Annotated in this window: 10 protein-coding genes and 1 pseudogene; 5 read left to right on the top strand and 6 right to left on the bottom strand. The window is 53.1% G+C overall.

Annotation, left to right across the window (positions count from 1 at the left end; all coding sequences use genetic code 11):
- Positions 1–92 precede the first annotated feature (92 nt).
- The gene (locus FIV46_RS17850; RefSeq protein ID WP_139942306.1) at positions 93–359 is read right to left on the bottom strand and encodes a helix-turn-helix domain-containing protein; all 267 of its coding nucleotides are present in this window, start codon (positions 357–359) and stop codon (positions 93–95) included.
- A 186-nt stretch (positions 360–545) separates the two neighbouring features.
- On the opposite strand from FIV46_RS17850, the gene FIV46_RS17845 reads away from it, so the two are divergent.
- The 3 genes from FIV46_RS17845 to FIV46_RS17835 all read left to right on the top strand — a co-directional run bounded on the left by FIV46_RS17845 (position 546) and on the right by FIV46_RS17835 (position 4,361).
- The gene (locus tag FIV46_RS17845; protein WP_181163305.1) at positions 546–1,829 is read left to right on the top strand and encodes a HEPN domain-containing protein; all 1,284 of its coding nucleotides are present in this window, start codon (positions 546–548) and stop codon (positions 1,827–1,829) included.
- Positions 1,830–2,032: 203 nt separating this feature from the next.
- Positions 2,033–2,494, top strand: coding sequence for a hypothetical protein (locus tag FIV46_RS17840; RefSeq protein ID WP_139942304.1), 462 nt, complete (start codon positions 2,033–2,035; stop codon positions 2,492–2,494).
- Positions 2,484–4,361, top strand: a complete 1,878-nt coding sequence (locus FIV46_RS17835) for a recombinase family protein (RefSeq protein WP_181163304.1) — start codon at positions 2,484–2,486, stop codon at positions 4,359–4,361. Before FIV46_RS17840 ends, FIV46_RS17835 begins: the two co-directional genes overlap by 11 nt.
- A gap of 358 nt (positions 4,362–4,719) precedes the next feature.
- Here the strand turns inward: FIV46_RS17835 and FIV46_RS17830 are convergent, their stop codons facing one another.
- The 4 genes from FIV46_RS17830 to FIV46_RS17815 are packed head-to-tail and all read right to left on the bottom strand — an operon-like array spanning position 4,720 to position 9,134.
- Positions 4,720–5,856, bottom strand: a complete 1,137-nt coding sequence (locus FIV46_RS17830) for an SEL1-like repeat protein (RefSeq protein ID WP_139942302.1) — start codon at positions 5,854–5,856, stop codon at positions 4,720–4,722.
- Between the two features lie 52 nt (positions 5,857–5,908).
- Positions 5,909–6,439 carry a hypothetical protein gene (locus FIV46_RS17825; protein ID WP_139942301.1) on the bottom strand — a complete coding sequence of 177 codons (531 nt, stop codon included), beginning with the start codon at positions 6,437–6,439 and terminating at the stop codon, positions 5,909–5,911.
- A gap of 25 nt (positions 6,440–6,464) precedes the next feature.
- Complete coding sequence (locus tag FIV46_RS17820; protein ID WP_139942300.1) at positions 6,465–8,285, bottom strand: tetratricopeptide repeat protein; 1,821 nt, start codon at positions 8,283–8,285, stop codon at positions 6,465–6,467.
- A 60-nt stretch (positions 8,286–8,345) separates the two neighbouring features.
- Positions 8,346–9,134: a PEP-CTERM sorting domain-containing protein gene (locus FIV46_RS17815; RefSeq protein WP_139942299.1), complete on the bottom strand. Its 789-nt coding sequence runs from the start codon at positions 9,132–9,134 to the stop codon at positions 8,346–8,348.
- A gap of 298 nt (positions 9,135–9,432) precedes the next feature.
- Here FIV46_RS17815 and FIV46_RS17810 point away from each other — a divergent pair, with 298 nt between their 5' ends.
- Positions 9,433–11,535 carry an ATP-binding protein gene (locus FIV46_RS17810; protein ID WP_139942298.1) on the top strand — a complete coding sequence of 701 codons (2,103 nt, stop codon included), beginning with the start codon at positions 9,433–9,435 and terminating at the stop codon, positions 11,533–11,535.
- Positions 11,532–12,182 carry a response regulator gene (locus FIV46_RS17805; protein WP_139942297.1) on the top strand — a complete coding sequence of 217 codons (651 nt, stop codon included), beginning with the start codon at positions 11,532–11,534 and terminating at the stop codon, positions 12,180–12,182. Before FIV46_RS17810 ends, FIV46_RS17805 begins: the two co-directional genes overlap by 4 nt.
- A gap of 359 nt (positions 12,183–12,541) precedes the next feature.
- Here the strand turns inward: FIV46_RS17805 and FIV46_RS17800 are convergent.
- A pseudogene (locus tag FIV46_RS17800) lies at positions 12,542–12,809 on the bottom strand (hypothetical protein); the annotation flags it as partial.

Raw genomic sequence — 12,809 nt, 5'->3', positions numbered from 1 at the left:
GACAGAGCCAAACTCTCTTTTGGAAAAGAACTCCATACCCAGACGAGGATCAAGGTGTTAACGCGTACACTTTTCCACCACGCCTGATCAATCTAGTTAAATTCCTTCTTTCTCAACCTCACACCAGGTTCGCCACTATTCATGAATTCAATCGAGAAGTTCTCATCCCCTTCTCTAAGAGCCGAAAATATTTTCTCAATATTCTCATATTTTCCCCTGATCTTATCGGTACTACTTTCCACTCGTCGTAACGTGCTAATTGGAACGCCGCTTTTCTGAGACAGCACTTCCTGTGTCCAATTTAGCAATTGGCGGGCCGCTTTGATCTGGCGTACTTCAAAAGGTACAGATTTGCTCATGAAACCCCTTTATTGGTATTTAAAATACAACTATTGAGATTTTTAATTTGACTTTTACATCTCGTTTTTGATATAAAAAATCTAAGTATTTAGTTTTTACCTTCAAATTATAGCTCAGCCCCGCATGCATTACTAGAAGTAATGCAAACACATACACTTGTTCAAACGCAATACTTGGAGCCCACCATGCACACGGACCTAACTGCCTTTCCTCCTTCCGTTCAGAACGACCTGGATCGTCTGACCCGTTTTCTGGTTATGGAATATGACGCGGCGGCCCGGTCGGGAACCTCGAAGAAGCAGAAGCGGTCCCGGATACGTTCCATTATTCTCTATGGCGACCCTGCTAACCACTATACCCTGCTGGTGATTGTGAACCGGCTCCTGCCCCGCTTTGTGTGGCCTGTGGAACAGGCCGAGAAAGCCATCAACAACCTGCCGGGTCTTTCCGCGCCTGTGTCCTTATCCTTCGAGACCCAAGCCTCAGCGAACCAAAAGATCAGGGACGGTTATTTTCTCTACAATGATATCTCCGAGACGGGCACCCTGCTCTATCAGTCCGGTGACAAAGGATTGGACCTCCTCACCGCGCCGGAGCGACCTTCCGTAGAGGAACATCATAAACTCTCCCAAAAGCATTTCGGGAGGGTTTGGCCATTGACCTGCAGTTTCCTCTCAAGCGCCTACAGACAGGCCGCTGAGCAGCAGAATGAAGCGGCGACGTTATCCCTTCACTTGTGTGCGGAACAAGCCTACAGGGCCTTCCTCCTGACCCACAGCCTGCATGTACCCCGCAGCCGGGACCTCTCTGACCTGAGAGCGCTTTCCGAGGCGATCCAGCCGGAACTGGCCCAGGCCTGGACCGATCAGGCACAGGCATTTCATAATCTAAAGCAAGCTTTCACCGGCACCCGCTTTTCATCAAATTTCACGGTGGGGGCGGAAGAACTCGACCGGCTGTTTTCCTGCACAGATCAGCTGCTCCGGCTGGTTCGTTTTCTTTGCCGCAAGAAGCTTGAGACCCTTGAAGAAGGAAGCCCTGACCGGCCCCAGATTGACCAAAACACTTTCATGGAAAACGCCGCCCGGGAAGACCTGCCGTTGCGCCCCTTGCCTGTTGATCATGACAAAGACTATATCGCTCGCTCTCCCGAACTGCAGAAGAAGCTGGACCGACTGTTCAGCAGCCTGTTCGATCTGGAAGACCCCTGCTGTCAGCTGGTGACCATTTCCCATGTGATGAAGTGTCTGGCATGGGAAGGCGGAGATGTGGAACATGACGGCATCAGCCTGATGGGAGACGTGACCCGGGAACGGGCGTCTCTCCTCAAAGACAAGGTCTACAACATTTTCGATCTTATCCGGGAACTCCGGGTTCCCGATGAAGAACTCCAAAACGGCAAGACGATTGACCGTGAGACAAAAGGGGATGCCGAACATCCCCCTTACCGTTCCAGCCGGGTGGCCTGATTTCCTCCGGGGTGCGTACCGGGCCTGGAACGGAGACTCGGCGGGAGCGACCCTGTATGACCATACAGGTCGACAGGGTTCTCCCGTCTTTTCTGTGGTTGGGGGTGCAGAATCCTGTAATTTTTTTGATGTTTTTTTGGGGGTAGATTTTTACGTCGCTGGATATCGGGAGATATCTTTGGGTTTCTTGAGAGGTATTTAGGATGCTTTGCAGATACAATGATGAACACCAGGCCGCGCGCGGCCCCCTTGACGAGGGGGCGAGAGCGGCGTCTACTTTATGGATTATGAGCAGGAAAGAGCTTCCCATAAGGTTTAAGGCCTATCCGCACGCCAATGACAATGGCAGCGTCTCCGGCAGTCCGCTGGACCCCAGATTGTTGTCCCTGGCCCGGCTGATCGCCCGGGCCGCTGTGCGGGACCTGATCGACGGCCAGACCGCAAATGACAACCTGACGGTCGCCGGGCGACATCCCGTCAAAGGAACCGAACATGGTGCAGCAGCGCCATTGATTGTGGAACAAACCGAGAGTGATCCCAGGCCTCCCCACACTGCCGAGCCTCTATCAACCACTGAACCTTCCCGTTATGCCGACCTCCCTGCCGGCAGGCAGCTTGATCTCTTTCCCGACGCTCCAAACTCCGAGAACACCCATGACCACTAAGAACCCCACCCCCATTAAAGCCGCCATCTACGCCCGCTACTCCTCCGATAACCAGAGGGAGGCTTCACTCGAAGACCAGATCCGCCTGTGCAAGGAAGCCGCCGACCGGGAAGGCTGGACCATCACCAAGACCTATCAGGACAGCGCCATGAGCGGGGCCTCTTTGATGCGCCCCGGCATTCAGTCTCTTATGGAAGACGCGCTGAAGGGCAAGTTCTCCATTATCCTGACCGAGGCTCTGGACCGTCTCTCCCGCGACCAGGAAGATATCGCCGGGCTTTATAAACGCATGAGCTTCGCCGATGTCAGGATAATCACTCTCTCAGAGGGCGAAGTGAACAACCTGCATATTGGCTTGAAGGGCACCATGAACGCGCTCTATCTCAAAGATCTCGCCGATAAAACACGGCGCGGCTTGCGGGGCCGCATTGAACAAGGCAAGTCCGGCGGCGGCTTGACCTATGGATACGAGGTCCGCCGCTCTCTGGATGCGGAGGGCAACAAGGTCACCGGGGAACGGAAGATCAACCAGAAAGAGGCCGCTGTCATCCGGCGCATCTTTGAGGATTTCGCCAAGGGCAAGTCACCGAGGGCCATTGCCAAGGCGCTGAACGGGGAAGGCGTGCCCGGTCCCCGCAAAAAGACCTGGACCGGCTCCACCATCCGCGGCCACAACAAGCGCGGCACCGGAATCCTCAATAACGAACTTTATATCGGCAGACTGGTCTGGAACCGCATGCGCTATATCAAGGACCCGGAGACAGGCAAACGGGTCTCGCGCCTGAACCCTCCCGAACAATGGGTCATCCAGGAGGTGCCCGAGCTGCGCATCATTGACCAGGCTTTGTGGGACATCACCCGGGACCGCAAGGCCCAGATCCAGGAGCGCTACCAGAACCAGATCGAGGGGGTGCGCAATGCGCTCGCCAACACCAGACGCCCCAAGCATCTGCTCTCCGGCCTGCTCAGCTGCGGCCACTGCGGAGGCCGCTATAGTATCGTGAGCCAGGATCGTTATGGCTGCTTCAATGCCCGGAACCGCAACACCTGCAGCAACACGCACACCATTAAACGCCAGAGGATCGAGGAACGGGTGCTGCATGGCCTCAAGGACAAGCTGATCACGCCGGAAGTGGTGGAGACCATCATCCGGGAGATGCAACAGGAAGCCAACCGGCTGCAGCGGGAACGCCTGCAGGGCCATGATCAGAAGAAGAAGGATCTTGCCGCCATCGAATCTAAAATGATGCGTTATGTGGAGGCCATCGGCGACGGCACCGACCTCCCCCTCATGCACACCCAGCTGAAGGAGCTGGAAGTCGAGCGCAAGCGCCTGGAACAGGAGCTCAGTCAGGAACCGATTAAACTGCCGGACCTGCATCCAGGCATTGCCACCCTATATCGCGAGAAAGTGGAGCGATTAACCGAGGCGCTGAATGATCCGGCCTCCCTCGACGAAGCCGGGGAAGCGATCCGCTCCCTGATCGACAAGATCATCCTCACGCCCATAGAGGACAAGGACGGCACCAACACTCTCGAAGTAGCTCTCTATGGGGAGCTTGATGCCTTGCTGCATTTCATGACGAGTAAAGAGAACGCGCTGCAGCCCTCAACCCGGGCCGTTAGGCCCAGTCATTCACCCCGCAACCAGGTGACGGGTAACGACGATAATAGTAATGAACCCAATAGCTTACAGATAACAGAAAGCCATCCTTCCGATATGGAAGGACGGCTTTACTGTCTCAGTGGTTGCGGGGGCAGGATTAGTCTCGTCGCTTTGCTCCTCGTCAGCTTCGCAAAGAACCTGCAGATCGGCTTGTGGCCGCTCTGCAAGGATCAGATCCTGGACCCGGCGCACAAAGTTTAAAGGGCCGGTCCCTTATTGGGGCCGACCCTTTAAATTGGTTGCGGGGGCAGGATTTGTACGGAAGTTGTCGTCCTGATACTTGTTGTTTGCAATCCTTCGACAATTAGCAACCCCGTGTTTTTCTACACTGCTTTGCAGAGGGTTTCGTTACACCGGGAACATTAATGCGACCGGGAAATACCGAAAAGTATCTACCTTACATAGAGTTAGATGAAAAATTGCGCATCTTATACCCATTGGAATAAAACTTTATCTGGCTGTGATCCAGACAAGGTTTCCACATCGCAGGCGCAATACCAGAGACCGAACTTAGTCGGTAAGTTGAAATCCCGATCAAACTGTTTTATTCACCGCTTTCCTACTTTAAGCTAGCCGCCGACTGCTTAGCTTGTTCCAAACCGTTCCTGGCAGCCCACTCAAACCAAAATTTTGCTTTCCCGATGTCTTTCGGCGTGCCGTTTCCGGTAACATGTAGGACGGCTAGATTATTCTGCGCCCCCGGATGCCCCTGCAGAGCAGACTGTTCATACCAATAGAGGGCTTTGGTGTAGGACTGCTCCAGCCCGCCCTGGCCTGTTTCATAAAGCTTGCCAAGCACGACCTGGGCATCCCTGTCGCCCATCTCGGCCACTTTCTTCCACATATTGACACCCATGACTGTATCGCCTGAATTAAAAAGATTTGCGGCCATCAGGAAAATCTCTGTTTTCGGTTTTCTTGAATCTTCAAGCATATTGCCCAGCTTCTTGGCAGCATAATCATATTCCTGATCGGCGGCGGCTTTATAAAGTTTGAAGGCCCGTTTCAAATCCTTCTCACCCCCCTTGCCGTTTTCATAAAGTTCGGCGAGGTAAGCCTGGCCGCCCGGATCGCCCTGGTCCGCCGCCTTGCCATACCAATAGGCGGCCGTTTCATAGGACTGCTCAACCAGTTCCCCGTTTTCGAACACTAATCCCACCTCGACCTGAGCCTCGGCGTCATCCTGTTCTGCAGCTAGTTTCAGTAATTCAAAAGCTTTTTCCGGAGATTTCTTTACACCGTCTCCCGACCGATACAACATAGCCAGATTAAACTGTGCGTCAGAATTGCCGGCATCGGCCGCAACCGCATAATGTTTCGCGGCCTCCCTCGTGGACTGTTTCACGCCCCAGCCCTCGTAGTAAAAAACACCAACCAGAAATCGTGTATAGGCATCACCTTGATCCGCCGCGCGGGAATACCACTCAAAAGCCTTTTTGTAGGATTGCCCGACGCCTTCCCCCAATTCGTAGAGATATCCCATATAAAACTGAGCATCCACATCCCCCTGCTCCGCCAACGGTTTGAAGATGGCCAGCGCCCGGTCATAATCCTCGGCTTCGAAAGCCGCCTCCCCTTCCGTCACCGTCCCTTCGGCACAGGCGATGGATGCCACGGATTCAGCAGAGACCACCATCAGAACGACAAGGAGGATTTGCCGGACAGTCGTTAACAGTTTCCAGATTGAATGGTTCATAAAATGCTCCCCTCCGATTGGAAATTATGACCGTGTAGAAAGCCGTCGGATTTTATTGGCCGGCCGCCTTCTGCTTGGCGGCGCAATCGCTGATCCACGTATAGACCAGCCCCTTGACCTGAAGATCGAAACTTCCGAAATCCATGCCGTCCCCTTCAATATGTACGGTTTTCACATTTTTCATTTTTTCAAACACAGCTGCAGAATTTTCCTTGCCCCAAGCAGCCCAGTAACGATCATTGAACCCGCTTGAATATCCACCATCCGCGGATAGAAGTTTCTCCCCCGTGTCCAGCGTCATAGTCATCGGGACAACACGATTGGGATCTTCCTTTTGTGCTTTCGGCCAGCCGTTCACACTGATTTGTGTGTTCATATTTCCATCCCGAACCCGGTAGCTGAATTCCAGCTTCATCGGTTTGTCCGTCCCCGGCGCATTACCGCCTCTGAAACCGATAATACAGCCGCCCTTGGGCATGCTGGTGGAGAAGTTGAGATTCATTTTCTGCTGAGCCGTTACACTGACCGGGACAAAAGCCGCGTTGAAAACAATAGCGCAAATCAGAGTATTTGTTTTTTTCATGGAACTTCCTCTCTTGGATTACTCGTCAACAATAGGGATTGGAGATGGGGCAGGCATTTGTTCGGCCCATTGTATAATTCACGGCATTGTTCCAGTTCATTTTATCAAGCGCCTGCTGGCTTCGCTGCCAGCTTTCACCGGCCAGGCGGCCGGAAGATCCGCCGCCATAGCTGTAGGGCGTATTGCGCCGCCCCTGGGCCCAGGCCGCGGCCGCCAGACCGAACTGATAAGACCAGTCGTTTTTACGACGTTCCGCCGCCTCCGCCATTTCCCTCTCCCGGCGGGCCTTGTCCTCGCGGATCTTTTCCGCCTTCATGGAGCGATAAATGGCAATGGCCATTTCATCTCCCCGGGCGGCGGCCAGCGCCATATAACCCTCGCCCTTTTTCCGGTCAAGGGGAACGCCATCCCCGTACCAATAGGCCATCCCGACCCATTTGGCAGCTTCTACATGTTGCTGCCGGGCGGCATTCTCAAACAGGATAAAGCCATCATTCTTATTCGCCTGGTTAATGACACCGGGCTTGCCGTAGTAAAGCCAGCCCCCAAGCATCCAATTAGCTTCCGCCACCCCTTCCTGCATCAGCCGGATCACTGCATCCAGGGCGCGGTTTCTCGTGACCCGGTCGCTTACCGTTTCCAGAATCTGGTTTGCCATCGCCAGTTGCTGGGTAGCCGGCAGAGACGGATCGATCGGCTTCAACCGTCGACGATAACTCTTCGCCCTTACCTCTCCCAGTGCCGTCACTCTGTCGCAGGCTTCGGCACTGCCCAGACGGCAGGCTTTGTCCAGAAGGGCAATCATCGGCGCAGGCTCCAGGCGGATAGTCCCGAGGCCCTGTTTATAGATATCTGACAGGTTCAGGCATCCCCGCGCCAAGTCCATGTCGCAGGCATCCCGGAAAAAAAGCGGGACCTCCCATTGTGCAATGCGGCTGTTGCTGTTTTTCGGCCCAAGTTCGCCCGCGTCATTGCAGGCGTAGGCGTCCCCGGCCAGACAGGCCTTGACGAGCAATTTAACGCCTAGCTCCAGATCCCCAGAACTTCCGCCGCCGGTCAGCAAGCGTCCCAAGAGGGCGCAGGCCGGTATCGTATTGCCGTCGGCGTCCAGACACCCGCGCCGGGCATATTTCAGGGCGTCATTCTCATTCCGCGCTTGGCCACGCCCTTCCAGAAAAGCTTCCGCCATACCGGTGCAAGCCCACGCCATTCTCTTTTTGCAGAATTTCTCGAATAAATCGACGGCTTGTCCTAGCGACGATGCATTCCTGTCATCATAAAACAGCGATGTCGCCTTCAGACGGCAGCCCTCACTATTCCCCTTGTCGCAGGCCATGTCGATCAGTTTCTGCGCCCGGTTTTTGTCTTCCGGCCGACCGGCAATTCTCAGGCTTTCGGCCAGCCCGGCGCAGGATGCCTGGTCACCAAGTTCACTGCAGCCCCGTTCCGCGGTTTTCCGAGCAAGGTCATTGTCGGTGAAACCTGCTTCCCCGGCCCGGATAATTTCCGCCGCCCGGTTGCAACCGGCAGCAGCTCCCTTTTCACAGGCCCGCAGGTAGTACCCCAGTGCGGCACGCACCTCCAGCTTCAAATCTCCTTGTCCGATCTCGAAGCCCCGGGCCAGGCGCAGGCATTTATCCGCTTTGCCTTTGAGGCAGTCCTTGTTCCAGTCGATCGCCACCCCGTAAAGCACTACCGGCATATTCTGATGCCCGTTGTAAACCGCACTGTGTCTCCTGCCCTCGTGCCCGAGCGGAATCTTTTCCGCTGCCAGGAGTGTCTGGCCGGCAACGCACCATGCAGAAATCAGGAGCAGATATTTAAGAAAATGACGGGCAAGAATCATTCTACTCTCCGGAAAAATACTGGCCTCCCTTTCAAGTGGAAAGAGAGGCCAGGTATAAAGTCACTTCAAGGATGGTTTTCTCCTGCGCGTCAGGCCGATACCCAATACCCCCAATCCAAACAACAACGATATGCCAGGAGCCGGCACGTCGGCAGCGCCGCCTTGGGAATCTTCTCGAGGCGATACATTTATATCTCCAAACATCAAGCCACGCCCTTGAGTGTGAACACTGCCATAAATCTGGGATACGCCATCATTTTGAAAACTGTCGAAGATATGGAGATGAAAAACAATCTCACTGGTAATTGCAGCAAGAGCGCTTAAATCAAACCCTATTCCACGGTATCCTTCCGAGTTGGGACCAAACCAGTTGAAGCCCGATATATCATTCGTAAAACCGTCCAGACTGGTGCGCAGCACATAGTCTGAAACACTCTGGCTACTATCTGTTGCCAAAAACAGGGAAGATAGCTCAGCTTGGTAACCGGTGGTTGGAAGAAGAGAAAAATTCAGATAATGATTCTCGCTAAAAGCATCGGGAATGTTTGTAAATGTAAAGGAGAGTGCACCATGATTGACACTGTCATTTACAATTCCAACAGCTTCCAGATCACCGCCTGTCAAAAGCGTTTCATCCGGAAGGTACCTGGCGGGATAAGGTGTGTTTTCCGGGCGATTAGCGGCCTTGGCGCCAATCCCGGGATTCCAGAATACCTTCACCGCAGTTGCTGAAGCTGTTGTGTTCAAGGCCGTAAAATTCAAAAGCACTGCCAACAGGGTGCAGGCTGCAGATGCAACAGTTTTGCTGCGCAGAACATTAATTTTTTCTATAACAAAAGCAGGTAACATGGGTACCCTCCTGTAAATTAAATATCACTTCATCAAAATAGAGCTGCCGGTCCGGAAACCGGCGGGGATAATATCCGCAGTGTCATTTGGAAACAGCCTCGCAACAGGCCCGAAATTTGCCTGGTATTGCCGGCCTCTCCCCCACTACTCAATTCTCCGACTCAACATTAGGTAAAATTTTAAATTATTGACATCCCCCGTTCCGGGGATGTGTTAGCAGGGCTTCTCCCGGCTATATAGTGATTGAAATACCCCATAATCAAAGAGTATGATTTTCAAGAGGGAAAAGGGGTCAAGGATGATATCAGCCGATCTGATGGCAACGCCTTTCGGTCGTATTGCGTTGGTATGTATTATCGCTGTTTTAGCGATTGCGGGGGTGACTTGGTTCTCCCTGGATCAACCCTATCTGGAAATTTCTCTTGAGCATGGCTCGGATTTGACCATCAGCTCACGGGTCGGCAGCATAGTGCTGGAGCCGCGAGACCTGACGGCAGAACCAAGTGAATTTATCGACGATAACATTATCCGCCGTTTTTACCAGCGTCAGGACAGGCTGGCGAAAATCATCGCTGAAGATGAGATCACTCTAGAAACAGCGGGGCAACGTCGGGTCGTTTCGCCGCGACCGCGTACGTTGAGCGATCTGCCGTTAATCTACTGGGCACAAATTCTCACCGCTATCGGGTCGCTCGCTATTTCCGGCTGGGTCTGGTCATTGCGTCCTCGTGATCTGCCCTCGGTTTTATTTGCCCTGAGCGGCCTTTCTCTCTGTATATCAGCGCTGGCAGCCGCCATCTACAGTACACGCGTTCTCGCTCTTCCGGAACATCTTTTCCGGAGTTTGAACGCCATCAACCTCATCGGCGCCTATGGTTTCGGAATTGCCATGTTGTGTCTGTTTCTGATCTATCCGACGCGATTAAAGGGTTGGCGTATATTGCTGCCCGGTACAGTTATCATGTTCCTGGCTTGGGGAACAGTAGCGACGCTCAGTCTGCTCAATATCCTGCTGTTTCTACCCGCAGCATACGGCCCAAATCTGATCATGTTGTCAGAAATGATCGCCATTTGCTTCGCCATAGCTGCCCAATATTTTGCCAACCGGCAAAAACCTGCTGAAAAAGCTGTTTTGATCTGGTTTGGCCTCTCCGTGATGATCGGTGCCGGCGCCTTTATCGCGCTGACCGCAACCCCCATGATCTTCGGCAGTGATGCCTTTATCCTGGAACAGGGATATGCCTTTTTGTTTTTTCTCATCATATATGTGGGCCTCGCGGCGGGCTTGCGTCGTTACCGCCTGTTTGATATCGGGGAATGGGGATTCAGGATTGTTTTCTACATGGCCGGTATATTTCTGCTGGTTGCACTGGATGCTCTTCTGGTCTTCATTCTTTCTCTGGACCGGTTCCCTGCGCTCGGCATTTCGCTTCTGCTGGTCGGTTTTCTATATCTGCCGCTGAGGGATCTTCTATGGCGTCGCCTGGTCAACCGCTCACCTCTGAAAGAACATGAATTATTTCATGAAGTCATTGATGTCGCTTTTGAAACCACTGAAGACAAGCGGGCTGACCGCTGGATAACTCTGGTTCGACGCATCTTCGCACCACTTGAATGGCACGAAAGGGAACAAACAGCCGATGTTCCCATGTTAAAAGAAGATGGTCTGGCGTTGGAAATTCCGGCCATCGCCGGTCTCCCGGGCCTGTATCTGCGCTATCCCTGGAACGGACGAAGCCTGTTCGGAACAAGCCACCTTAACCTGGCACAGCAGCTTTTTCAGCTGATGACTCACGTGGAAAACAGTCGCGGTGACTATGAAAAAGGTGTGGCCGAAGAACGGCAAAGGATTGCCCGCGATATGCACGACAATATCGGCGCCCAACTGATGTCAGCGCTGCACAACCGGGACAGCTCCCGAAAAGATGCCATGATCCGCGAAACTCTGACAGATCTGAGGGACATCATCAATGATCACTCCCGCCCTGTTCTGACCTATGAGGAAGCACTGGCCGACCTCAGGCTTGAGGCTTCTGAGAGACTCGCTGCCGCAGGCATAGAACTTGACTGGTTTATTGACGTAGAAGGCACCCTTTTAGTCAATCCCAGAATTGTACACGGGCTTCGTTCGATCATTCGCGAAGCTATAAGCAACATTCTGAAGCATTCGGGCGCCCGCAAGGTCTCAGTGGCCTTGAACTTCTCCGACACCGGTTATTCCGTAAAAATCAGCGATGATGGAACCGGATTAAGTCAAATCCCTGGAAAGGGGGGCAACGGCCTGGAAAATATGCATACTCGCGTCACCGCACTTGGAGGCATATTGGAGTTTCCGGAAACAAAAAGCGGGGTAACTCTACATATTAAACTTCCTCCTCTCCTCGAAAGGCTTTCACTATGAAAAAAATTTTGATTGTGGAGGATATATCTGAGACCCGGAATTGGCTCACCGAAATCTCCCGTAAAACGTTTCCCGATGCTGAAATATCCGAAGCCCCCAGCATGCGCCAAGGTATCGCGCAAGCGGGACAAGGGAATATTAACCTGGCGCTGATTGATCTCGGACTGCCGGACGGCTCGGGTCTGGAAATCCTGCGGGCTTTGAAATCGGTGTCTCCGGAAACTCTTTGCGTAATCACCACCGTGATGGGGGACGATGCCCATATTGTCGCGGCTCTGTCCGCCGGCGCCCAGGGTTATCTGCTCAAGGAGCAGCCGGCTGATATGATAAGCCAGCAACTTTCCCAACTCGCCCAAGGCATCCCTGCGCTCTCTCCGTCCATTGCCCGGCGGATTATGGAGCATTTTAAACTGACTGGCCCTGCCATTATGGCAGAGGACAAACTGACTGCCCGGGAACAGGATGTCCTGGCATTGATCGCCCGGGGGCTGCGTAACAGCGAAGTGGCCATTAACCTTGGCCTGGCTGATTCAACGGTCGCCAGTCACATCAAGGCAATTTACCGCAAACTTGGCATTTCTTCCCGCGCCGAGGCTTCTTGGCATGCAACACAGCTGGGCCTGTTGTCGAAAAACAAACCGAGCTAAACAATGTGGCCGTGGAATTACACTTGGTTTTTCCGAGAAATTTCCTGGTAAAGCAAAGCATGAAGTTTATAGGTTCAAATCACCCGCAACCAACAAAATAATAACACCTTGCTTCACTATCCCTGTGCAAGGTGTTTGAGACGCTTGGGGTAATTCAACCTGGGTGGTGGGCAAAGATATTATGTGTTCAAATATGAATAAATTCGGTCTGTTGAACCAGAGTTCTATGCTATAAATAATCGTGGCTCTACAGCTGCCGGGCTCCCGCCAGTTCGACCCCCCAAGCGAGCAAAGGCGGGGGCCTGTTTTTAGATAAGGCGTGTTTCTTGGTTTAAGGCATGCCCAGTTTAAATGCCGGTTCAATGATAATGATGAATGGCATTCTGCATATCATGGGCATAATCAGTTACCATGAATATCTCGTCTACTTCAGCCCTTAAACAATCCAGAGCAGCCAGAACAATTTTGTGGTCCATCTGATGAGGTGTCAGGTCCATCAGAATCTTTTCAACCTCGTCGGCGGTTGAAGCGGTGCGATATGTTCGCTTTGAAACAAGCGCTGACACGACATCGGCAACGCCTATGATCTGACCACCAAGCGATATCTCCGATCCTCTGAGACAATTG

Source organism: Emcibacter nanhaiensis (assembly GCF_006385175.1).
Lineage (GTDB): Bacteria > Pseudomonadota > Alphaproteobacteria > Sphingomonadales > Emcibacteraceae > Emcibacter > Emcibacter nanhaiensis.
This window is presented reverse-complemented; position numbering and strand designations above follow the sequence as displayed.